This is a genomic window from Candidatus Binataceae bacterium, from assembly GCA_035650475.1.
In the GTDB taxonomy this organism is placed as follows: Bacteria; Desulfobacterota; Binatia; order Binatales; family Binataceae; genus JAKAVN01.
The window spans coordinates 1-21299 of the sequence record DASRHP010000009.1 but is presented as its reverse complement, the minus strand read 5'-3'; the positions used below and the strand labels follow the sequence as shown (position 1 = coordinate 21299).

Sequence of the window (21299 nt, the reverse complement as noted above, 5' to 3'; positions counted from 1 at the left end):
CCTCCGTATGGCGCCGCGGGCGCGAGCCGCCCGCAGCCTTTGCCAGTCCGAAACACCTGCGGCACGCCAGGGTTCCCGCGACGAAGCTGACATGCGTCGCCCGGGCCCCGCCGGCGCGCCGAAGCGCCGCGCCCCAGCTAGCGCTTCATCCCGCGGGCCACGAACTGCGGCAGCATGAACAGGTACTCGCCAGCGGCGATCGCCTCGTCCACCGCGCCGAGCCATCGCTCGACCTCCGCCGCACTGACCGCGCCCGAGTCCCGCGCGTAACGCGCCAGACTCTGGCGCAACATCACGGCCAGATGGCCCCGGGTGTCGGCGCTCGCGAAGACCGAAACTTTAACCTCGTCGAGTCCCGCCCGGCGCATCAGGCCGTGCAGCCGCCGTCCGATGCGCGGCTCGTTGACCGCGATGGCGCGGGCCGCCGCGATAACCCGGTCGCTCAGCGCCTGCGCGCGCGGCGCCAGCTCCAGCGCGAGCATCTCCCAGTCGCTGTCGATCGCGACCACGATCGCCCCCGACGCGGCCACCCGCGCCATCTCGGCCATCGTGTCCGCCGCCGAATCGACGTATTCGAGCACGTTCTTGCACAGCACGCGCTCGAAGCTGCGGTCCGGGAAGGGGAGCGGCGGAACCGCCGCCTGCACGAATTCAGCATTGAGCCCCTGAGCGCGCGCGCGACGCGACGCGGCGGCGACGAAGTCGGCGTTGATATCGACGCCGACCACCCGCCCCGACGCGCCGACCCGTCGCGCCATCTCTAGCGCCGTATAGCCGGGCCCCGAGCCGACGTCGAGCAGCCGCATCCCGAGCCCCGGCTCCAGCGGCTGCAACAGAGGGTCGAGCGCCGGATGGTAGGCCAGAATCTCGTCATAGGCCCCCTGGCGTTCGGGTTCGACTTCGACCCAATGCTGCTTGTAATAGGCGTTGGCCACGGCGCTTCCAGCGATCCGTTACAGGACTTGGACGGGAAATACAAAGCAGACGGTTACTGAGAACCGCCGCGGCGGGCACCAAATTGCCCCTCACCCCCTGCTCCGATAGGCTGACTGTTCAGGGGCCTGGCGGCCTGTTTCGAAGGATGAGTACTACCCGGGACCGACTGAAACTTCTGCGCGAGGCGCTCGCCGAGCGGATCGTCATAATTGACGGCGCGGCGGGAACTTCGATCCAAGCGATGCATCTGGGCGCCGCCGACTTCGGCGGCGCCCAGTTCGAAGGATGCAACGAGAACCTCGTCCGCACCCGGCCCGACAGGATCCGCGAGCTGCATCAGGGCTTCCTCGACGCCGGCGCCGACATCATCGAGACCAACACCTTCGGCGCCACTTCGATCGTCCTTGCCGAATACGGGCTCGCCGAGCATGCGCGCGAAATCAATCGGACGGCCGCGCAGATCGCGCGCGCCGCCGCCGACGCCGCCGCCACGGCCGCTAAGCCGCGCTTCGTCGCCGGCTCGATGGGGCCGACGACCAAGGCCATCTCAGTCACCGGCGGCGTCACCTTCGACCAGCTGGCGGCGGCCTACCAGGAGCAGGCCGAGGGACTGATCGAGGGCGGCGTCGACCTGCTGCTGCTCGAGACCGTGCAGGACACGCTCAACTGCAAGGCCGGGCTGCTCGGAATCGAGCGCGCGACGGCCACCGCAGGCATTGAAGTCGCGGTCGCGGTGTCGGGCACGATCGAGACGATGGGGACGTTGCTCGCGGGGCAGGACATCGAGGCCTTCTACACCTCGCTCGCCCATCGCGAGCTGCTCTGGATGGGGCTCAACTGCGCGACCGGCCCCGACTTCATGACCGACCATCTGCGCACGCTCTCGGCAATTTGTCGCTTCGACGTCGCCTGCGTGCCCAACGCCGGGCTGCCCGACGAGGAAGGCCATTACAACGAGTCGCCTGAGTCGCTCGCCTTTAAGCTGGAGCGCTTCGTCGACGCCGGATGGATCAACCTGGTCGGCGGATGCTGCGGTACGACCGCCGCGCACATCCGGATGCTCGCGCAGATGGCCGCGGGCAAGCGCCCGCGACGGCCCGCCACCGTGCGCCGCTCGGTGGTTTCGGGAATCGAGGCGCTGGTGATCGACGAGAACACCCGACCGGTGATCGTCGGCGAGCGCACCAATGTGCTCGGCAGCCGCAAGTTCAAGCGGCTCATCGCGGAAGGCCGCCTCGAAGAGGCCGCCGAGGTCGGCCGGCTCCAGGTGCGCCGCGGCGCCCACCTGCTCGACGTCTGTCTGCAGGACCCCGACCGCAACGAGGTCGCCGATCTGACCGCCTTCCTCGAAGTCGAGGTTAAAAAGGTCAAGGTTCCGCTGATGATCGACACCACCGACGCGCGCGCGCTCGAAGAGGCGCTCAAGCGCACACCGGGCAAGTCGATTATCAACTCGATCAACCTCGAGGACGGCGAGGAGCGCTTCGAGCGCGTGGTGCCGCTTGCGCGGCGCTACGGAGCGGCGCTGGTCGTCGGCTGCATCGACGAGGACAAGCAGCAGGCGCAGGCGATCACGCGCGCGCGCAAGCTCGCGATCGCCGAGCGCTCCTACAAGCTGCTCACCGAAAAGTACGGCGTCGAGCCCGAGGACATCATCTTCGACCCACTGGTCTTCCCGGTCGGCACCGGCGACCGCAACTACATCGGCTCGGCGGTCGAGACCATCGAGGGCATCGCGCTGATCAAGACCACGATGCCGCGGTGCAGGACCGTGCTCGGCATCTCCAACGTCTCCTTCGGCCTGCCCGAGGCCGGACGCGAGGTGCTGAACTCGGTGATGCTCTACCATTGCGTGCAAAACGGGCTCGATCTCGCGATCGTCAACGCCGAAAAGCTCGAGCGCTACCACTCGATTCCCGAGGAGGAGCGCCGGCTCGCCGAGGACCTGATCTGGTGGCGCGGCGAGGACCCGATCGCGGCATTCGCCGGCTATTTCCGCGCGCGCAAGTCGAAGCCGTCGCACGCCGAGCATCGCGCGCTGCCGCTCGACGAGCGGCTCGCGCTCTATATCCTCGAAGGCTCGCGCGAGGGACTGACCGAGGACCTCGACGAGGCGCTCAAGACGCGTCCGCCGCTGGAGATCATCAACGGCCCGCTGATGAAGGGGATGGACGAAGTTGGCCGGCTGTTCAACGCGAACCAGATGATCGTTGCCGAGGTGCTCCAGTCGGCCGAGGCGATGAAGGCCGCGGTCGCCTATCTCGAACCTCACATGGAGAAGACGGACAGCGCCGCCCGCGGCACCATCGTTCTCGCCACGGTCAAGGGCGACGTCCACGACATCGGCAAGAACCTCGTCGATATCATCCTCAGCAACAACGGCTACCGCGTGCTCAATCTCGGCATCAAGGTGCCGCCCGAGGAGCTGATCAAGGCCTACGAGGAGCATCATCCGGACGCGATTGGGCTCTCCGGACTGCTCGTGAAGTCAGCGCAGATGATGGTCGCGACGGCGCAGGACCTGCGCGCGGCTGGGATCGCCTGTCCGATCCTGGTCGGCGGCGCCGCGCTCTCGGCGCGCTTTACCCGGATGAAGATCGCGCCGGAATACGACGGACTCGTCGCCTACGCCAACGACGCGATGGAAGGGCTGGACCTGGCCAACCAGATCATGGACGAGGAGCGGCGCGCCGCGCTGCGCCGGGCGCTGGAGGCCGAAACGCACAGGCTGCTGGCATCGGCCAGGCCCGCTGCCGCCCCCGCGCGCGCCGCGCGCAAGGCGTCTGCGGTGCGCCAGGATGTCGAGATTCCGCAGCCGCCGGACCTCAAATCCCACGTCGTGCGCGGCTACGACCTCGGCGAGATCTTCCGCTACATCAACCCGGTGATGCTCTATACGCGCCACCTCGGCCTGCGCAACTACGAGCAAGCGCTCGCCGAGGGCGACCCGCGCGCCAAAGAGCTCAAGGCGGCGGTTGCCGCGGTCGAAGAGGTGATGCTCGCACGGGCGGACATCGCGGCCAACGCGATTTATCGCTTTTTCCCGGCGCGCTCCGACGGCGACCGCACGATCGAGATCTGCGCGCCGGACGGCAAAACCGTGCTCGAACGATTCGTCTTCGGCCGCCAGAGCGAGGAGCCGGGCCTCTGCCTTGCCGATTACGTCGCGCCGCGCGGCTCAGGACGCACGGACTATGTTTGTATGTTCGTGACCACCATCGGCACCGGCGTGCGTGCGCTGGCCGAGCAATGGAAGGAGCGCGGCGAATACCTGCGCTCGCACATCCTGCAGGTGCTCGCGCTGGAGGGCGCTGAGGCGTTCGCCGAGCTGCTCCATCAGAAGATCCGCGCGATGTGGGGTTTCGCTGACCCGGCGGCGATCGCGATGAGAGACCTGTTCCAGGCGCACTACCGCGGCAAACGCTACTCGTTCGGCTATCCGGCTTGTCCGCGGCTCGAGGACCAGGAGAAACTCTTCCGCCTGCTCGACGTCGACAAGCATGCGATTGGCGTGACGCTCACCGAGGGCTGGATGATGGATCCCGAGAGCTCGGTGAGCGCGATCGTCTTCCACCATCCCGAGGCACGCTACTTCAGCCTTTCCGCCGCCGACACTGAGGCGCTCGAGCGCGAGCTGGCAGCCGAGACTTCACCCCGCGTGGCCGCCCTGTCGTAAGTGACGTGCAGGAAGCGCTGCGCTCCCTGTAACCGGCCCGATTCACGTCCGGCGGGCGGCGGGGTTATAAGCGTACGTGATGAAATCCATCGCCACGCTCGCCCTGCCGCCTCCGTTCGAGGAGGCGCTAAGCCGCCACGAGCGCGAAATCATGCGCTTTCTCCTGCGCATGACGCGCGACCGCGAGGACGCGCTCGACCTCTTCCAGGAGACTTGGCTGCGCGCCTACCGCGCCTATTCGCAGCTCGACTCGGAGGCGGGGCTGAGGCCGTGGCTGTACAAGATCGCCGCCAACCTCTGCCGCAACCGCGCGCGCGATCACGCCCGCCGCGCGCGCGTCTTTCGCACCGGCGCCGAACCACCGGGCGGGGAAAATGGCGCGCTGCACGCGGCTGCGGTCGCCGACGGCCACGCCGGCATGCTCAATCTCAAGCGCGCGCTGGCGCGGCTCCCGCACAAGCAGGGGCTGGCGCTGGTGATGCGCAAGTTCGAGGGGCTGGAATACGAGGAGATCGGCGCCGCGCTCGATTGCTCGGCCGAAAGCGCGCGCGCTCACGTTTACCAGGCGCTTAAAAAGCTCCAGGCGATTCGGTGAAGGCGATGAACGACACGCTGCTTACGGACGACATGCTCCAGGACGACCGGCCGCTTATGTGCGACGCCGCGCGCGACGACGCCGCAGTCGAGGCGGCGCTCGGCGTGGCGCGCGCGCCGATGGCGCGCGCATTGGCGCGGATTCGCCGCCCGCGGGCGCGCGTCGGGGTGATTGAGACGCCGCTCGGAGAGATGCTGGTGGCGGAAAGCGCGCGCGGCCTGCTCGCGCTGCGCTTTCTTGACGTAAGCGGCGCGTCCGACCCACTCGACGCCCTGCGCCGGCGCTTCGACCTCGTCGAGGACGCACAGGCCGCCGAGCGCGTGCGGCGCGAGATCCTGCGCTATCTCGACGGGGACGCGCACGCGCTGCTGAATCATCCGGTGGACCTCAGCCTCGTCGAGAGCCCCTTCCAGCGGCGCGCACTGATGCGGCTGCGGCGGGCGGTGCCGCCGGGGGCGGTCATCACCTATCAGGCGCTGGCGGCCGCGGTGGGCGCGCCCAACGCGCAGCGCGCGATCGGCACCACGATGGCGATCAATCCGGTTCCGCTCTATGTGCCATGCCATCGTGTGATCCGCTCCGACGGCACGGTCGGGCACTATGGCGGTGGCGTGGAGCGCAAGCTAAGGCTGCTGCGCACGGAGGGCTTTTGCGTCGATCGCGACTGCCGGCTGCCCGCCGGCACAGTGATGGGCCATCTGCAGACGCGGATCTTCTGCGATCCGCGATGCCGCGCGGCCATGCGCGCCGACCACAACCGGATGGTTATCTTCGCCGATCCGCGCCGTGCGCGCGGGGCCGGAATGCGCGCGTGCAAGCTGTGCCGTCCGTCCTAGCCGGCAGGCGCTGAAAGGCGGAGGGCGCGGCGCGCGAACCCACGGCTGGGGTTCGCGCGCCAAGCGCGCAAAGGTCAGGCTACTCGGTTTCCTGCTGCTGCTGGAGCTGCTGGATCTGGCGGCGCTGGCTCTGGATCTCGCGCTGCTGAGCCTGGATTTGACCCTGTTGCTGCTGTGAAGTGACTTCCTGATTTTGCATCGCGTTGCCGACCACAAAGCCGGTGCCGGCGCCCAGCGCACCGCCGATCGCTGCGCCCGCGCCCGGGGCACCCACCGCGGAGCCGATGATTGCGCCGGCACCTGCGCCAAGCAGCCCACCGCCCAGTGTGCCCTTCTCGCGCGTTGACAGCGGCTGGCCGCTGCATCCTGCCAGCGCAAAGGCCGCGCCCAAAATCAGCGCTGCGGCCGCCATCCTCCCCCCTGAAGGCTTATGCATACCCTCCATCAACCTCCTGTCACTCGGTTTGCTGCTGCTGCTTGAGCCGCTCGATCTCCTGTCGCTGCTGCTCGAGCTCCTGCTGCTGCTGCTGAATCTGGCCTTGGGTCTGCTGCTGCTGGACCTCGTTGTTCTGCATCTCATTGCCGACCGCAAAGCCGGTCACGCCGCCCAGCGCGCCGCCGATGGCGGCGCCTGCACCGGGCGCGCCGACTGCGGCGCCGATAATCGCGCCGGTTGCGGCACCCAAGCCGCCGCCCAAAAGCGTACCCTTTTCACGTGTCGACAGCGGCTGCCCGGAACATCCGGCCAACAACAGCGCTCCAGCCGCCGCCAGTAAAATTGTCACAACCGTGCCCTTGCGCATCGTTCCCCTCCTGTCTACTGAGCGCACCCTGCTCCGTTTCGTGAGCCCGCTCACATTACCTTCTCGAATGGGCAGGCACCGCATGCGATAGAGTAGTCGGCGCGGTCTGAACCGCCAAGCTCACGATCGCTTTCTCTACGCCTGTCCGCACGTCAGGGCTTCCGATGCGCAAAACGCTTCGGTTGCCCTTTGAGCACTTTTCATGCCCGCGTGCCACGTCAAACCATTGTACGCTTTCTCTAGTTATTTTTGATCCCCTCACGGCCGCCCGTGCGGCGACGCCGCCGAATTGGTGCACCGCTACGCGCTTTACGCCACAGGCGCGAGTGACTCAAGGCAGCTCGCGCACAGGTTAGAAGCTTCAATCCAGGATCCGGCCACTGCGGATAACCCTACGGAAGTATTGCGAAAATCCTGGTCGGAGCGCCGGTGCCGTGCGCGATTTTCAACGGAATACAGAATAGGGTCGCTCCGCCGAACGGGAGCTTATCCGCGTTGGCGAGATTTTCAAACGCGACCCGGTTTGCGCCCAGCCATAGGCGATGCACCGGGAAGTCGGTGGAGCTGCCAGGATCGATGCTGGCAGTGTCGATCGCCAGCGCTACCACATTGCGCTGGGTGAGTAAAAATTTCACAGCCTCGGGGGAAAAGCCGGGAAAGTGCAAGTGGGTCACGTCGCCGGGCTTGTCGCTACCGAGATACTGTTTGCGATCTGGCCAGTATCGACCCCATCCCGAGCGAGCGACCACGATCGCCCCCGACGGAATCTGCCCATGCGTGCGTTCGTAGGCGTGGACTTCCTCCAGCGTAAGCATCGCGTCGGGGTCTTTGAGGGCGCGGGCGGAAAAGTCGATAACGGCCGCGGGCCCCATCAGGTAGCTCATCGGAATCTGATCGACGGCCATCCCGTTGCGGTTGAAGTGCAGCGGCGCGTCCATGTGTGTACCACCATGCTCGGCGGCGGCGAAGCGCGCCGAGGCATAGAAGTAGCCACCCGGCTGATGGATGCCGAACTGTTCGAACTGATGCACGAAGCCCCCTTCGGTGGGCCAGTAGATGGTCGAGGCGTCGAACGTGTAGCTCAGATCGACGACCTTGCCGTTCTCGTTGAGGCTGACGATCTTCTCCGGATTGAACAGCTCGCCTTGCGCTCGCGCCGGCCCCACCGCCGCAAGCATCAACAGCGCCACTGCGGCCGCCACGCCGCCCGTTATGCCCATCCGTCTTCCCTCCCCTACCATCCGATCGCCTGCGCCGGCATCAGCGGCGCGAGTTGCCCGCGCGGGTCGGCACCGCCGGCCAGAGCCATGCGCGCGCCGTCGAATGAGACCGCGAGCACATTGCCGTCGCACCACGGCGGCCGTTCCTCGAGCAAATGACCGCGCTCGGCGAGCGCCGCGCGCACCTGCGCGTCGACGCGATTCTCCAGCCGCAAGACGCCCGGATGTGCGTCATGCGGATAGAACGACGAAGGAAAATGCACGCACGAGTAGCGCGGAGCTTCGATCGCCTCCTGTAAGTCCATCTCGAACTCGACCACGTTAAGAAAGAACTGTAGCGTCCACTGGTCCTGCTGGTCGCCGCCCTGGGTGCCGAAGGCGATCCATCGTCCGTCGCGCGTCTCCGCTATCGAGGGCGTCAGCGTGGTGCGCGGCCGTTTGTGCGGAGCCAGCGCATTGGGATGACGCTCGTCGAGATAGAAGGTCTGAAGACGCGTGCCGAGCGGGAAGCCCAGCGCCTCGATCACCGGCGAGCTGCGGATCCATGCGCCGCTGGGCGTGATCGCGATCAGGTTGCCTTGCCGATCGGCAGCATCGACGTGCGTCGTGCCCGCGCCCCACGGGCGCGCAGGCGCAGGCGCGTCTGCCCGCGCACGCATCGCCTGCGGATCGCCCGGCCGCAGTTCCATCGAGGCGCGCGCCGTGTCGATAAGCTCGCGCCGCAGCGCTGCATAGCGCTCCGAGAGCAGCGCGGCGAGCGGGACAGCGACGAAATCGGGATCGGCGTAGTAAAGCTCGCGGTCGGCAAACGCCAGCTTGGCCGCCTCGACCAGGGTGTGAAGGTAGTCGGCCGAGTTGTGGCCCATCGCGCGCAGGTCGAAGCCTTCGAGCAGCGCGAGCTGCTGGAGAAAGACCGGCCCCTGCGACCACGGCCCACATTTGAACACCGTCGCGCCGCGATAGCCGCGGCTGACCGGCTCCTCGATACGGGTCGTGAAGGTGGCGAGGTCTTCGAGCGCAAGAAGACCGCCGTGGGCCTCGCTGTGGCCGACAATCTCGCGCGCGATGTCGCCGCGATAGAAGCGCTCGAGCGCCGCGCGCAAGCCGGCCGCACGTCCACCGTTGCGATGGCTCGCCTCGGCGTCGAGCAGGCGGCGGAAGAAATTCGCGAGCGCCGGGTTCTTGATGATCTCGCCCGGGTGTGGGACGTCACCGCCGGGCATATACAGCCGCGCCGTTGACGGCCACCGGGTGCGATAGACCTCGGCGTTGGCGCGGATGGTCGAGGGGCCCAGCGCGGTCGTAATCTCGTGGCCGTCGGGCGGGCCGCTCAGCCCCGGATGCATCGGAAAGCCGTCCGTGCACAGCGCGAGCGCGGGCTCCGCAACTTCGGCAAGCGTCACCGTGCCGAAGTTTTCCAGCGCGCAGATCACGGCGCCGAAGGCGGCGGGCACGCCGGCCGCGAGCAGCCCCTCGCCGGGCATCAGCTCCAGACCGAGCGCCCGGTAATGGGCGATCGTCGCGCGCGCAGGCGCCATCGTATTGCCGTTGATCGCGACCACGCGTCCCGAGCCGCCTTCGCGCACGAGCATCGGCGCCTCACCGCCGATCGTGTGCATGTGCGGGTTGACCACGCCCTCGACGAGGGTTGCGGCGAGGGCAGCGTCGATTGCATTTCCGCCACGCGCGAAGATGCGGGCGCCAGCGGCGGCGGAGAGGTGATGCTCAGTGGCAATCATCACCTGGCGGCCTCTCAGGAGCGGATATAACGTTGACATATCTGGTATAACGAGTATCTTCTGAGACTTGGCGTCCGTTAGCGAGAATTTTGAGGGCTAGCGGTGAGCGGCGGCGGCGTACCCCCAAGTCAGCCCAACCTGTTCCTGACTCGATTCGGGCCGCAAATCAAGAGCAAGTCGCAAGGCCGCGAAAGAGTTCCCGTAGCGATTGAAAAAAGGCTGGCGCCGCTTGCGCTTTTTCGGCAATCGGGGAACGGAATCGAAATCGTACGTCGGGCGTCTAATCTATAGGCGCGATGATTGCTTAGGCTTGGATGTGAGTCATGTTTCGGCAACCAGCGGGAGGAAGATTCGCGGGGAGGGGGCATGATTGACATGGAAAGCACGAACTTGGATTCGATAGTCGGGCGGCGATGCCGTCTGCTTAAGCCGGTCCGCGACCACGAGGGTTTTAGCAGGTTTAGCGAAAGGCCTCGCATCTTGCGCAGCGTCGACAACCTTGGACGCCGGATGCTTCTGGTCCAGTTCGACGACGGCGCCACCACCTTCCTGTTCCCCGACGAAGTTGTCGTCGAGTGAGCACGCGCTGAGCAGCCTGCCTGATCGATAGCCAGGCCGGCGCGGACGCGAGCGCGCCCGGGTCTCCTTCCGACCCCGACCTCCCTAGGCGTTCTCGGCGGCGAGGAAATCGCGCGCGCGCATCAACGCCACGATCGATTTGGCGTCGATGATCTCCTCGCGCGCGATCATCGCCAGTGCCTCGTCGAGACTGACCTGCGACAGCCTTATCACTTCATCATGGTCGAGCCGACCGGGCGCGTCGCGCAGCTCGCGCGCGAGGTAAAGCTCGATCCGCTCGTCGCAGAAGCTGGGAATCGTGACGATCGTGCCGAGCCGCTCCCAGCGGCGCGCTGCAAGTCCCGCCTCTTCGCCGAGTTCGCGCCGCGCGCACGTGAGCCCGTCCTCGCCGGCATTGCGGCATCCGGCCGGGATCTCCCACATCCATCCGCCGGCCGCGTGGCGCCACTGGCGGAGCAACGCCACACGGCGTGCGTCGTCAAGTGCGACGATCGCGCTTGCCCCTGGATGGCGTGACGGCGAGCTCGACCGTCACACCGTTAGGCAGCTCCGCCGTTTCCACCCCGAGATCGACGACCCCCAACTTGAGCACTTCGCGCCGCGTTCCCATCGCCTAAGCTTGGCGGCAGGCGCAGGGCGCGCGCAAGGGCCGCGCGCGCCCCGCCACGGAATTGCGGGCGCCAAGCGCGCGGAACATACTTGAGCCGGACGCGTCGCGATGGAGCAGCCGGTAATTCCGATCTACTTCGACTACGCCTCGACCCTGTGCTATGTCGCCTGGCGGATCGTGGTTGAACTCGAGCGCGAGCTTGGCTTCGCCGCGCTATGGAAGGGCGTACCGATCGCGCTGCGCAATTATCGCGCGCGCCCCGGACAGCCGCTGGGCGCGCTCGAGCGCGCCAGAATTCAAAACGTCGCCGCCGAGACCGCAGTGGCGGTCGAGCCGCCCGCGCGTTGGCTCGACTCGCAGCCTGCGCTCCAGGGCGCGGAGTTCGCGCGCGAGGCGGGCGCGTTCCGCGCCTACCACGACGCGGTCTTTCGCGCCGCCTTTGAGGAACGCGCGGATATCGGCGCGCTCGACGTCCTGTGCGCGATCGCGGCCCGAGCGGGACTGGACCCGGTGCGGTTTCGTGACGCCCTGGAGCGCGGCGCGATGGCCGAGCGGATCGCCGAGAACAAGCGCGAGGCCGATCGCTTCTCAGCGCTCGGCTATCCGACCTTTGTTCTGGGTGATTTCCCGCTTATCGGAATCCAGCCGATCGAGACGATGCGGATGGTGCTCGGGCGGTTCCTCGCACGCCGCGCGGCGGAGCCTCGGGCGTGAGCCCCGCCTTCGCCCCAGCGACCGCGCCGGGGCTGCGGCCGCCGCTCAAGTGGGCAGGAGGCAAGCGATGGCTGGTGCCTCATCTGCGCCGGCTATGGGCCGGGCATTCGCAGCGGCGGCTCGTGGAGCCCTTGTGCGGCGGACTTGCGATTGCGCTCGGCCTGATGCCAGCGCGGGCGTCGCTCGCCGACATCAACCCACACGTGGTGAACTTCTACCGATGGCTCAAGCGGGGGCTGAAGATCGGGTTGGAGATGCGCAACGACGCGACGCTCTACTATACGCATCGCGCGCGCTTCAATGAACTGATCGCCGGCGGGGACGCAAACAGCGAAGAAGCGGCGGCGCTCTTCTACTATCTCAATCGCACAGGCTACAACGGGCTGTGCCGATTCAATAGTAAGGGCGAATTCAACGTGCCCTTCGGCCGTTATATCAGAATCAACTACTCTACTGACTTTTCCTCGTACCGGGAGGCGTTCGCACGATGGGAGTTCGAGGCGGGCGATTTCGAGTCGCTGCCGCTTGAGCGCGGCGATTTCATCTACGCCGATCCGCCCTATGATGTAGTGTTCACTCAATACTCAAAGGAACGGTTCGGATGGGACGAGCAGGTGCGGCTGGCTGAGTTCTTGGCGCGCCATCGCGGCCCGGTGGTGCTGTCGAACCAGGCGACCCCACGAATCGCGCGGCTTTATCGCAGGCTCGGCTTTTCGCTGCATATCCTCGATGCACCGCGCCGCATCAGCTGCACCGGCGACCGCCATCCCGCTCGCGAGGTCCTCGCGACGCGCGGCCTATAGTGAGTCCATCTCTTGTAAGCCTGCGTACTCTTTGTTCAGTTCTGTGGAGCGGGCGTCCCTGTCCGCTGACTGGCGCGCGGGCGCCTGGCCCGCGCCAGCAGTGCTTTCTGCCGGCGTCTTTCTCTGTCCCCCGCGCACGTGGCTGCCCGGCGAAGAGTCCCGGCGTTCTTTAGTCACAGGCGAAAGCCTGTGCCACGTTTCCACGACATAAGCAGCGGGTCAGCGGCCGAACGTCTCGCGCAGGGCGGCGGCAGCTTCCTCGACCGCCTGGCGGCCCTTGGCGAGGATCTGCGCCATCCCGACAAAACCGTGGGTCACGCCCTCGTAACGCGTGCATCGCGTCGCCACGCCCGCGCGCCGCAGCCGCGCGGCGTACTCCTCGCCCTCGTCGCGCAGCGGATCGTACTCGGCGGTGATCACGAGCGCGGGCGGCAGGCCGCTTAAGTCCTTGGCCGCGGCGGGTGCGCAGTAGGGATTGGCCTTGTCGCGCTCCGACGACAGGTAGTGGCCCCAGAACCATTCCATATCGGCGCGCGAGAGGAAGTAGTAGCTGTCGGTGGCGTAGTTGCGATGCGACGGCGTATCCATCTCGGCGTCGGTTGCCGGATACCACAACACCTGGTAGCCGAGCTGTGGCCCGCCGCGGTCGCGCGCCATCATCGCCGCCACCGTCGCCAGCGACGCGCCCGCGCTGGTACCAGCGACCGCAAGCCGCGCGGGGTCGGCGCCGATCATCGCCGCGTTCTCGGCCACCCATCGCGTGGCCGCGTAACAATCCTCGGGACCGGCGGGGAAGCGATGCTCGGGGGCCAGCCGGTAATCGACCGACACCGTTGCGCAGCGCGCGGCGTTGGTCAGAATCCGGCACACCGGGTCGGTCATCTCGATGTCGCCGACCACCCATCCGCCGCCGTGAAAGAAAACCACCGCCGGCAGCGGCGCGCTCCCGATGGGCCGGTAGATGCGGATGGGGATCTGGCCGGCGGGGCCCGGGATGCGCCGGTCTTCGACATGGGCGACCGACTCCGGCGCGCCCATCGGCGGGCGACTGCGGATGAAGGCGCGCGCCGCCGCCGGCGTGAGCTTATGGAAGGGCGGATTGCCGGCCGCGGCGGCTTTGTCGAGGATCGCCTTCATCTGCGGGTCGAGCGGCATCGCACGAACCTCCGGGCACCGACCTTCGGCGTCGAACTTAACAGCGGCGCTGACGGCTCACCGCGCGAGTGCCTTTTTAAGCGCCGCGCCCATGTCGGCGATCGCCTTGCGGCCCTCGTCGAGCACGGTCCCGAACAGCACGAAGCCGTGGGTCACGCCCTCGTAGCGCACGCACTCGCACTTGACGCCGGCGTCCTGGAGCCGCGCGGCGTAGGTCTCGCCCTCATCACGCAGGGGGTCGAAGCCGGCGGTCACCACCAGCGCCGGCGGCAGACCGCGCAGGTCGCTCGCTTGCGCCGGGCAGGCGTAAGGATTCGACTTGTCGGCGTCGTTGCGCAGGTAATGCCCCCAGAACCAGACCATGTCGTGGCGGGAGAGGATGTAGCCGTCGTCCTTGAACTGCTGCTGCGAGGGCGTGTCGAGCGCGGCGTCGGTCGCCGGGTAGATGAGCAGCTGGAAGGCGAGCCTGGGTCCGCCGCGGTCGCGCGCCATCAGCGAGACCGCAGCAGCGAGATTGCCGCCCGCGCTGTCGCCGCCGACCGCCACGCGCTGGGGGTCGCCGCCGATCGACGCCGCGTTCTTGGATGCCCAGTCGGCGGCGGCGTAGCAGTCTTCGACCGGAGCGGGAAATTTATGCTCGGGCGCGAGCCGGTACTCGACCGCAATTACGACGCATCCCGAGGCATTGCACAGCGAGCGGCTGAACGGATCCCATGACGCGGTCTCGCCGATCGTCCATCCGCCGCCATGGTAATACACCAGCACCGGAAACGGACCCTTGCCCTCGGGCGTGTAGATCTGGACCGGGATGCGCCCGGCGGGGCCCGGAATCTCGCGCCGCTCGGACTTGGCCACCGATTCCGGCGTGCCTTTGAACGCTTCGAGCAGGCCGTTGATCGCCTGGCGTGCCTCGACCGGCGTCATGGAATGGAAGGGCTTGGCGCCGGCGGCGGCGGCCTGGTCGAGAATCGCCTTCATCTGCGGATGGAGTTGCATCGCTGAGCTCCTCGGCAATGGGATTACGCGCGCTTGGGAAGTAGCGCGAACGCGCGGCTATGGCAACTCGCCGGCGGCGCCGCCGCACCGTCTGTGGCGGGTGCTAGGCGCGCCTTTTCTTCTGCCGGCGCGCCTCGCGCACGCGCGCCTTGAGCCGCTTCTCGCGCCGCTTGCGCCTGCGCCTGATCTCACGCTGCCGTTCCGTCGCCATCGCATCGCCTCCCGCCCGATATTCGAGCCTGCGCGCCGCAAGCGCCGCGCGCGTTCGCTTGAAGCCCTTACGGAGTTCGGGCTACAAGCGACCTTAAACGGCACAGCGGCCGAGCGCAAACGCGGCGCGCTCAAGGCGCAGCAGTGACGCGCGACAGGCTGCGGCGGCGACCGCGAAAAGGAGCCCGCGAGCCACATGGCCAGGATCATCGTTGACAAGGACATCGAAATCCCGATGCGTGACGGGTGCGTGCTGAAGGCCGACCTCTACCGGCCCGACGGCCCCGAGAAACTGCCGGTGCTGCTCAACCGCACGCCCTACGACAAGTCGTTTCCGCCGATCACGCTCAACACGCTCGACGTGATGCGCGCGGCGCGCGCCGGCTACAACGTCGTGGTCCAGGACTGCCGCGGGCTGTTCGCCTCCCAGGGCACCTTCCGCTGCTTCCTCGATGAGGCGCGCGACGGCTACGACACGATCGAATGGCTGGGGCGCCAGCCGTGGTCCAACGGCAGCGTCGGCACCTTCGGCGCCTCCTACATGGGCGCGACCCAGTGGCTCGCCGCCACCCGGCGCCCGCCCAGCCTCAAGGCGATGGTGCCGTCGATCACGGCGAGCGACTACCACGACGGATGGGTTTATCAGGGCGGCGCGTTCGAGCTGTTCTTCAGCGTGAGTTGGCTGATGATCACGCTGGGACTGACGCGCCTGATGCGCGAGCGGGCGGAAAATCCGAAGGCGGCCGAGGAGCTAAGCGCGCTGATGGAGAGCATCGACGTGATGCGCCAGAAGATGGAGGCGATGCCGCTGCGTGAGTTCCCGCTCTTCCGTGTCGGCGCGCCCTACTTCTTCGACTGGCTCGACCATCCTTACTACGACGACTACTGGCGCGCACTCTGTATCGAGGAGCAGCACGACAAGGTCGGGGTGCCGGCGCTCAACGTCGGCGGATGGCACGACATCTTCATGGGCGGCACCCTGCGCAACTACGTCGGGATGCGCGCGCGCGGGGCCTCGGCCGAGGCCCGCGCCGGCCAGCGCCTGCTGGTCGGTCCCTGGCACCATACGCTGCCCTTCTCGAGCCTGGTCGGCCAGTTCGATTACGGCTTCCGCTCGGGGCCGGTTGCGATCGACTACGACGGCGCGCAGCTGCGCTTTTTCGATCGCTGGCTCAAGGGCATCGACAACGGCGTCGACAAGGAGGCGCCGGTCAAGCTGTTCGTGATGGGCGTAAACGAATGGCGCGAGGAGAAGGAATGGCCGGTGCCCGGCGCCGAGAGCCGCCGCTACTACCTGCACAGCCGCGGTAGGGCCAACGGCGCGATGGGCGACGGCGCGCTCGCGACCGAGCCGCCCGGCAACGAGCCGGCGGACTCCTTCCTCTACAATCCGCTCGACCCGGTGCCGACCGCGGGCGGCGGGCTCTGCTGCTACGCCAACGCGCTGATGGGCGGCGCGATGGATCAAAGCGCGGTCGAGCATCGCGCCGACGTGCTGGTGTACTCCACCGAGCCGCTCGCCGAGGACCTCGAAGTGATCGGCCCGGTGTCGCTGACCCTGTACGCGTCGTCGTCGGCGCCCGACACCGACTTCACTGCCAAGCTGGTGGACGTCGGCCCCTGCGGCTTCGCGCGCAATCTGACTGACGGGATTATCCGCGCGCGCGTGCGCGAATCGCAGTCGGAGCCGAAGCTGATGGTCCCGGGCAAGGTGTACGAGTTCAAGATCGACATGTGGGCGACGGCTAACGTGTTCAAGGCCGGCCATCGCGTGCGCCTGGAGGTGAGCTCGTCGAATTTCCCGCGCTTCGACCGCAATCCTAACACCGGGCACGAGCTGTTCACCGACGCCGAGATGCGTCCGGCGCTGCAAAGCGTGATGCACGAGTGCAATTTCGCCTCTTACCTGAGCCTGCCCGTGATTCCGCGCCGGCGCTGACCTCGCAGCTGCGCGGCGGACGCCTCAGGCGCTTCACCGCGCTGCGCTTCGAGCTGTCTCCGTCACGGAGTCCGGCAACCGCGCCGCGATCGAGTACCGCCGCCATTCCAACCTGGACGCCGACCATCCGGCGCAGGCGCTCGAACTGGTCGAATGGGACGGCGCGCTGATCCGCGCCGTGCGCGTCTTCCACTTCTAGGGCGCCGGTCGCGGAGCTGCGGGCCGCGATTGCCCTGCTTGCAGCGAGGGACGCAAACGCTAATCGGCGACCAGCCACCAGCGGCGCACCGCGACCGCCGACCAGATTGCTTCGACCACTCCGAACGGCCACGCTCCTTGCAAAAAACCGTAGGCCGAGCCCAGCACGCATGCGCCCGCAAAGGCGAGCACGAACCATCGGCTGCGTTGCTCCAGCGCGTAACACACGAGCATTGCGGTCACGGCGAACAGGCCGAAGAGCGTCAAATGATCCATGGGGGGACGAATGTGTCTGTTAGGCTGTATCGGTTGAATCGGGCGGCTAAGAAGCTACCAGGCCGCGGCATGTTCATTGGACAGACCGGACCTGACCCGAATCTCGCCGGCGCGAGGAGTACGGCGTTGCCCATTCTCTTTGCAATCCGCTGCGCCGGGTGCAGCTTTGCCCACAGCCTCACGCCCAAAGGCGAAGCGCAATTTCCAAACCAGAGAAAACCTCGAAGAAATCAAACCAGAATCCGAACCCGTGATCGCGTCGCTGTGCTGCAAAATGAAGGACGGGATTGCATTCTGACATGCTCCTCGCAGCGTGCGGACGGCTCGACTGCTCACAGAGCGGCGAGCGCCAGCGCGCAGCCGGTCAGCGCTCGCCGTCCCAGTAATCGACCTCGGCATCGGCGCGCAGCGACTTGGCGAGCGTGCGCTTCTCCCTGGGTCCGCCAGGCGCTGCTCCGACAGAGATTCCGATCTTGTTGGAATCCGGATAGACCGTCACCTCAGGCTCGATCATCGTCGAAAAGCAGAGATAGCGCAGCGGCTTGTCCGAGGTGTTAGCCAGGCGATGGGCCGCATCGGCGGCCGGGAGTAGCGCGACATAGTCGCCGCGCGCGAGCGGAATTTCGCGGCCGCCGAGTCTGAGCGTGCCGGCGCCTTCAAGGATATAGATCGCCTCTTCGTTGGCGGTGTGATAGTGCGCCGGCCACGCGCTCTTGCCCGGCGCCAACTCGTACAGCGAGCATCCGAGCTTCCGCCCGCCGGCCGGCGCGCTGAGCTGCTTGCGCAGACAATGGAAACGCGCGCCGTGGCCGGCCTCGGTCCACGGCAGGCTCGCTTCGTTCACGACGTTGGTACGGTTGTCCATCGTGGAGACCTCCGCGCTGGTCGGCCAGATAGTAACCGGGCGCGGCGCGCGGCGCATGTCCGCGAATCAACATATATGCGGTTAAGACAGCAGCGCTTGCTGTGCCGGCGGCGGTCGATGATCCACACCGTCACGTCCCGGGCGTCGCGGGTGCCGATGAGGAGAAGCAGAATCAGCGCGGCGGCGAGAAATTCGAGCGCCGCCGTAGGGCGACGCGCGAGTTCCGCTCACCCCGCCATCATCAGCAGGTAAGCCACTACCGGGAGCAGCCCCAACCATTGACGATCGACGATATCGATCGTGTCGATGATCCCGTGTCTCTTCATCCTGCGCCAGATCAAGCCGGATTAAACCAGTCCGACGACGCCGATGCAGGCCGCGAGAACGCCCGCCCATCCCGTCCCTTCTACAGCGGGGCAAAGTCCGGGCCGCTGTGGCCTTGGACCGGGACGCCATCGATGCGCGCGGCGGGCGAATCCGCCCGCGCGAAAAGGGCGGAGACGTTGTCGCGATAGACGAGGCGCCAGTCCGGCTGCGCGCTCATGAAACGGTAGCCCGGCTTGCCGAGCGGGATCAGAACGTAGTCGGGCGGATAGCGCCGCAGGACCGCCGCTGCGCCCGCGCCGCCCTCGGTAAAAATTATGTAGTCGCGCAGCACCGCGATCGGGTAGGCCATGTCCTGGCGGCCGTCGATGAAGATGCGCGACGGCGGCACCTCGCGCGCGATGAAATAGGCCGCCCAGTCGAAGTCGCACAGCACGTTGCCGTGCAAATCGTGGCGGCGCATGAACGCCACCGCGCCGGTGGGCGTATCGACGGTGTTGATCAGCCTGCCCGAAAGCTCTCCGGTGGCGAGCGCAACCATCAGGGCGACTGCGACGATTATCAGTTCGTGGCCCAGCGATCGGCGCGGCGGCGGGGCGGGAGCGGCCGCGCCGGCGGGGCCGAAGAGCAGGCCCGCGCGGCGCCCCAGCGGCGCGACGATCGCGAGCGCCTGCAGGGGCAAGTTGCGAATTGCAGCCAGCCCGCTCGCGGTGACCACTGCTGCGACCACCACCAACGGCAGATCGTCAGCCCGCGGGCGCACAACGAGCAGCACGCCGAGCGCCGCGGTCGCGGCCAGCACGACCACCAGGCATACGAAGGTTGCGGGCGAGCCGTGAAGCTGCGCCGCCATCACCGTGAGCGTCGGCTGCCACTGCGTGTCGAGCCCCTTCATCCATCGACCGCTTGACGCCAGGACCGTGGTCCAAAGCCGGATGCCGTAGGGGTTAACCAGGGTGGCCAGCGCGACCGCGATCGTGATTGCGCCAAGTCTGATCCCGCGCCACAGACCGCGCCCGGCGATCAGATCGGCCGCGCCCGCGCCGGTGGTGTAAGTGGCGAGGATGCCGAGGCCAACGAAGAAGGCGCCATGCAGATTGGCCCACAGCAGGCAGATCGGGATCGCGAGCCACAGCGGCGCCGTGCGCCGGTAATTCTCGCGCGCCAGTACGGCGAGCAGCGCGCTGGTGAACAGGAAGGTGAAAAGCTGCGGGCGATATTGGACGAACGGGGCAAGTCCGATCGCGCTCGCCAGCAGGATTGGTAGTTGGATACTGACCGCGGCGCCGGTCTCGGCCAGCGCCGCCGCGAGCAGCGCTGCAATCGCACACGAGCAGGCAAGTTTCAGCAGTTTGAGGCCAAGCACGCCGAACTTGTCATAGATTGCAGCGAACAGGACTTCCGTCAGCCATTCGTGGTCCCACCACGGATGACCGAAGGCCGTGTAGGAAAAGCTCTCGCTCGTTGGCGCATGGCCCCGGGCGATCGTCAGCCGTCCGAGCAGGATACGCAGCCAGGGATCAACGTCGGTCCACTGCGCCGCGTTCATCAGCACCGCGATCAGCAGCACCAACGCCGGCGAGTAACGGAGCAGCGAGGTTGGCGAGCGTTGCGGTCCGATCAGAGTCTCGGGCGTGTCGTGGCTGGCGTGCGCCGCGTCCGCTTCCATCCCCGCCTCGACGACCATGCTAGCCGCCAGCAACGGACCCGGCAATTCGCCCCGCCCAAGCGGGCGCCGACCCAGGCCGTACCGCGCGCGTCCGCCCGGCCGCTAGCGCGTCAACGCCGCGGCGGATAAACTCTGGACATTCCCCGGGAAGGCGGCCCCATGTCGGAGCGCGAGGCAGTGCTTGAGGCAAATCGCGCGTTCTACCGTGCCTTCGAAAGCCTGGATGTCGAAAGGATGGCCGAGGTGTGGCTGCGCGACCCCCGGATCATCTGCATCCATCCCGGATGGCGCCGGCTGGTCGGATGGGGCGCGATCATGGACAGCTTCGAGCGCATCTTCGACAACGTCTTCGAGATGAAGTTCGACCTCGGCGAGGCGCAACTGATGGTCAGCGGCGATCTGGCAGTTGTCGTGGTCGAAGAGAATCTCACTCAGCACGGCTACGACGGGCGAAGCCGCAGCCGCGTGCTGGCGACCAACGTCTTCGAGCATGCGCAAGGGCGTTGGTGGATGGTTTCCCATCATGGCTCGCCGGTGATGGCGCCGCCCGAGGGCGATGAACCGCCATTGCAGTAGAGGCGAATTCATATGATAGCCGCGCTGATGAGCGTTGCGCTGGGCGTCGCGGTCGCGGCCGGATTGACGCCACGCGCCAGGAACCCGCGCTCCCATCCGAAATCTGCGCGGGCGCTTGTAGTCGCGCAGTCGGGAAGCGCAATCGCGGTTCCCGGCTCTGCCGACGCGCCGGAGACCGCCGGCGCTAGCGACGAGGATGACGACGGCGGCGCGGCCGTCAACGTGCCCCAGGCCGCGATGCCGGGTGACCTCGAATCCGCTCCGCAGCCGCCGTCTTCTGACTCTGACGACAATCCGTCCGCGCAGCCTCCGCCGTCATCCGATGACGACGACGCCGACGCTCCGCCGGTTCAGCAGCCCGCGGGCGACAACGGCGGCGCGTTCTCCGGCGCGCAGAACCCACCGTCCGACGACTAGGCGCGCGGAGCGCGTCGCACCCGCCGCGGGGATCTAGGCGGGGTCGCGCATGGCGCGCAGGAGGATGGCGGCGATTTCGGGGCGGGTGAACTCTGGCGGGGGAGCCTCGCCGCGGCGGAGCATCTCGCGCACCTTGGTGCCGGAGAGCAGCAGGCGGTCTGAG

At 67.3% G+C, this 21299-nt stretch carries 19 protein-coding genes and 1 pseudogene; 9 read left to right on the top strand and 11 right to left on the bottom strand.

The genetic code is table 11. From position 1 onward, the window contains the following. Positions 1 to 137 precede the first annotated feature (137 nt). Complete coding sequence (locus VFB33_06310; GenBank protein ID HZO81291.1) at positions 138 to 935, bottom strand: methyltransferase domain-containing protein; 798 nt, start codon at positions 933 to 935, stop codon at positions 138 to 140. A gap of 146 nt (positions 936 to 1081) precedes the next feature. On the opposite strand from VFB33_06310, the gene metH reads away from it, so the two are divergent. The 3 genes from metH (at position 1082) to VFB33_06295 (ending at position 6043) form a co-directional block, all read left to right on the top strand. Then, positions 1082 to 4612, top strand: coding sequence for a methionine synthase (gene metH, locus VFB33_06305; protein HZO81290.1), 3531 nt, complete (start codon positions 1082 to 1084; stop codon positions 4610 to 4612). Positions 4613 to 4691: 79 nt separating this feature from the next. Further along, positions 4692 to 5207: an RNA polymerase sigma factor gene (locus VFB33_06300; GenBank protein ID HZO81289.1), complete on the top strand. Its 516-nt coding sequence runs from the start codon at positions 4692 to 4694 to the stop codon at positions 5205 to 5207. Between the two features lie 5 nt (positions 5208 to 5212). After that, the gene (locus tag VFB33_06295) at positions 5213 to 6043 is read left to right on the top strand and encodes a methylated-DNA--[protein]-cysteine S-methyltransferase (GenBank protein ID HZO81288.1); all 831 of its coding nucleotides are present in this window, start codon (positions 5213 to 5215) and stop codon (positions 6041 to 6043) included. Positions 6044 to 6122: 79 nt separating this feature from the next. Here the strand turns inward: VFB33_06295 and VFB33_06290 are convergent, their stop codons facing one another. From VFB33_06290 to VFB33_06275, 4 genes are all read right to left on the bottom strand, one after another. After that, a complete protein-coding gene (locus tag VFB33_06290) occupies positions 6123 to 6455 on the bottom strand; it encodes a glycine zipper domain-containing protein (GenBank protein HZO81287.1) in 333 nt (110 codons plus the stop codon). A 43-nt stretch (positions 6456 to 6498) separates the two neighbouring features. After that, positions 6499 to 6846: a glycine zipper domain-containing protein gene (locus tag VFB33_06285; GenBank protein HZO81286.1), complete on the bottom strand. Its 348-nt coding sequence runs from the start codon at positions 6844 to 6846 to the stop codon at positions 6499 to 6501. A 392-nt stretch (positions 6847 to 7238) separates the two neighbouring features. After that, positions 7239 to 8066, bottom strand: a complete 828-nt coding sequence (locus VFB33_06280) for a cyclase family protein (protein ID HZO81285.1) — start codon at positions 8064 to 8066, stop codon at positions 7239 to 7241. Positions 8067 to 8080: 14 nt separating this feature from the next. Next, positions 8081 to 9805, bottom strand: a complete 1725-nt coding sequence (locus VFB33_06275; protein ID HZO81284.1) for a gamma-glutamyltransferase family protein — start codon at positions 9803 to 9805, stop codon at positions 8081 to 8083. A gap of 366 nt (positions 9806 to 10171) precedes the next feature. On the opposite strand from VFB33_06275, the gene VFB33_06270 reads away from it, so the two are divergent. Beyond that, entirely contained in the window at positions 10172 to 10384 is a 213-nt protein-coding gene (locus VFB33_06270) for a hypothetical protein (protein HZO81283.1), read from the top strand. Positions 10385 to 10468: 84 nt separating this feature from the next. On the opposite strand, the pseudogene VFB33_06265 reads toward VFB33_06270, so the two are convergent. Next, positions 10469 to 10885: pseudogene (locus VFB33_06265) on the bottom strand (NUDIX hydrolase). Positions 10886 to 11102: 217 nt separating this feature from the next. Here VFB33_06265 and VFB33_06260 point away from each other — a divergent pair. Both VFB33_06260 and VFB33_06255 read left to right on the top strand, forming a co-directional pair. Next, on the top strand, positions 11103 to 11708 hold the full coding sequence (locus tag VFB33_06260; GenBank protein ID HZO81282.1) for a DsbA family protein: 606 nt from the start codon (positions 11103 to 11105) through the stop codon (positions 11706 to 11708). Beyond that, positions 11705 to 12511 carry a Dam family site-specific DNA-(adenine-N6)-methyltransferase gene (locus VFB33_06255; GenBank protein ID HZO81281.1) on the top strand — a complete coding sequence of 269 codons (807 nt, stop codon included), beginning with the start codon at positions 11705 to 11707 and terminating at the stop codon, positions 12509 to 12511. The genes VFB33_06260 and VFB33_06255 overlap by 4 nt, the downstream gene beginning before the upstream one ends. A gap of 219 nt (positions 12512 to 12730) precedes the next feature. Here the strand turns inward: VFB33_06255 and VFB33_06250 are convergent, their stop codons facing one another. Both VFB33_06250 and VFB33_06245 read right to left on the bottom strand, forming a co-directional pair. Then, positions 12731 to 13666: an alpha/beta hydrolase gene (locus VFB33_06250; GenBank protein HZO81280.1), complete on the bottom strand. Its 936-nt coding sequence runs from the start codon at positions 13664 to 13666 to the stop codon at positions 12731 to 12733. A gap of 57 nt (positions 13667 to 13723) precedes the next feature. Then, positions 13724 to 14662: an alpha/beta hydrolase gene (locus VFB33_06245; GenBank protein ID HZO81279.1), complete on the bottom strand. Its 939-nt coding sequence runs from the start codon at positions 14660 to 14662 to the stop codon at positions 13724 to 13726. A gap of 406 nt (positions 14663 to 15068) precedes the next feature. Here VFB33_06245 and VFB33_06240 point away from each other — a divergent pair, with 406 nt between their 5' ends. Then, positions 15069 to 16811, top strand: a complete 1743-nt coding sequence (locus tag VFB33_06240; protein HZO81278.1) for a CocE/NonD family hydrolase — start codon at positions 15069 to 15071, stop codon at positions 16809 to 16811. Positions 16812 to 17069: 258 nt separating this feature from the next. On the opposite strand, the gene VFB33_06235 is transcribed toward VFB33_06240, so the two are convergent. The 3 genes from VFB33_06235 to VFB33_06225 all read right to left on the bottom strand — a co-directional run bounded on the left by VFB33_06235 (position 17070) and on the right by VFB33_06225 (position 20161). Next, a complete protein-coding gene (locus VFB33_06235) occupies positions 17070 to 17285 on the bottom strand; it encodes a hypothetical protein (protein HZO81277.1) in 216 nt (71 codons plus the stop codon). 364 nt (positions 17286 to 17649) lie between these two features. Further along, positions 17650 to 18150 (bottom strand): cupin domain-containing protein, encoded by a 501-nt coding sequence (locus tag VFB33_06230; protein HZO81276.1) that lies wholly within the window; start codon positions 18148 to 18150, stop codon positions 17650 to 17652. A gap of 406 nt (positions 18151 to 18556) precedes the next feature. Then, positions 18557 to 20161 (bottom strand): hypothetical protein, encoded by a 1605-nt coding sequence (locus VFB33_06225; GenBank protein HZO81275.1) that lies wholly within the window; start codon positions 20159 to 20161, stop codon positions 18557 to 18559. 141 nt (positions 20162 to 20302) lie between these two features. Here VFB33_06225 and VFB33_06220 point away from each other — a divergent pair, with 141 nt between their 5' ends. After that, entirely contained in the window at positions 20303 to 20719 is a 417-nt protein-coding gene (locus tag VFB33_06220) for a nuclear transport factor 2 family protein (GenBank protein ID HZO81274.1), read from the top strand. A 27-nt stretch (positions 20720 to 20746) separates the two neighbouring features. Beyond that, positions 20747 to 21136: a hypothetical protein gene (locus VFB33_06215; GenBank protein HZO81273.1), complete on the top strand. Its 390-nt coding sequence runs from the start codon at positions 20747 to 20749 to the stop codon at positions 21134 to 21136. Positions 21137 to 21299 lie beyond the last annotated feature (163 nt).

What these genes read in the sequence shown, in the direction of transcription:
- metH (HZO81290.1), top strand. Translation starts at nt 1,082, where the DNA reads ATGAGTACTACCCGGGACCGACTGAAACTTCTGCGCGAGGCGCTCGCC.
- VFB33_06300 (HZO81289.1), top strand. Translation starts at nt 4,692, where the DNA reads ATGAAATCCATCGCCACGCTCGCCCTGCCGCCTCCGTTCGAGGAGGCG.
- VFB33_06295 (HZO81288.1), top strand. Translation starts at nt 5,213, where the DNA reads ATGAACGACACGCTGCTTACGGACGACATGCTCCAGGACGACCGGCCG.
- VFB33_06290 (HZO81287.1), bottom strand. Translation starts at nt 6,455, where the DNA reads ATGGCGGCCGCAGCGCTGATTTTGGGCGCGGCCTTTGCGCTGGCAGGA.
- VFB33_06285 (HZO81286.1), bottom strand. Translation starts at nt 6,846, where the DNA reads ATGCGCAAGGGCACGGTTGTGACAATTTTACTGGCGGCGGCTGGAGCG.
- VFB33_06280 (HZO81285.1), bottom strand. Translation starts at nt 8,066, where the DNA reads ATGGGCATAACGGGCGGCGTGGCGGCCGCAGTGGCGCTGTTGATGCTT.
- VFB33_06275 (HZO81284.1), bottom strand. Translation starts at nt 9,805, where the DNA reads ATGATTGCCACTGAGCATCACCTCTCCGCCGCCGCTGGCGCCCGCATC.
- VFB33_06270 (HZO81283.1), top strand. Translation starts at nt 10,172, where the DNA reads ATGATTGACATGGAAAGCACGAACTTGGATTCGATAGTCGGGCGGCGA.
- VFB33_06260 (HZO81282.1), top strand. Translation starts at nt 11,103, where the DNA reads ATGGAGCAGCCGGTAATTCCGATCTACTTCGACTACGCCTCGACCCTG.
- VFB33_06250 (HZO81280.1), bottom strand. Translation starts at nt 13,666, where the DNA reads ATGCCGCTCGACCCGCAGATGAAGGCGATCCTCGACAAAGCCGCCGCG.
- VFB33_06245 (HZO81279.1), bottom strand. Translation starts at nt 14,662, where the DNA reads ATGCAACTCCATCCGCAGATGAAGGCGATTCTCGACCAGGCCGCCGCC.
- VFB33_06240 (HZO81278.1), top strand. Translation starts at nt 15,069, where the DNA reads ATGGCCAGGATCATCGTTGACAAGGACATCGAAATCCCGATGCGTGAC.
- VFB33_06235 (HZO81277.1), bottom strand. Translation starts at nt 17,285, where the DNA reads ATGGATCATTTGACGCTCTTCGGCCTGTTCGCCGTGACCGCAATGCTC.
- VFB33_06230 (HZO81276.1), bottom strand. Translation starts at nt 18,150, where the DNA reads ATGGACAACCGTACCAACGTCGTGAACGAAGCGAGCCTGCCGTGGACC.
- VFB33_06225 (HZO81275.1), bottom strand. Translation starts at nt 20,161, where the DNA reads ATGGTCGTCGAGGCGGGGATGGAAGCGGACGCGGCGCACGCCAGCCAC.
- VFB33_06220 (HZO81274.1), top strand. Translation starts at nt 20,303, where the DNA reads ATGTCGGAGCGCGAGGCAGTGCTTGAGGCAAATCGCGCGTTCTACCGT.
- VFB33_06215 (HZO81273.1), top strand. Translation starts at nt 20,747, where the DNA reads ATGAGCGTTGCGCTGGGCGTCGCGGTCGCGGCCGGATTGACGCCACGC.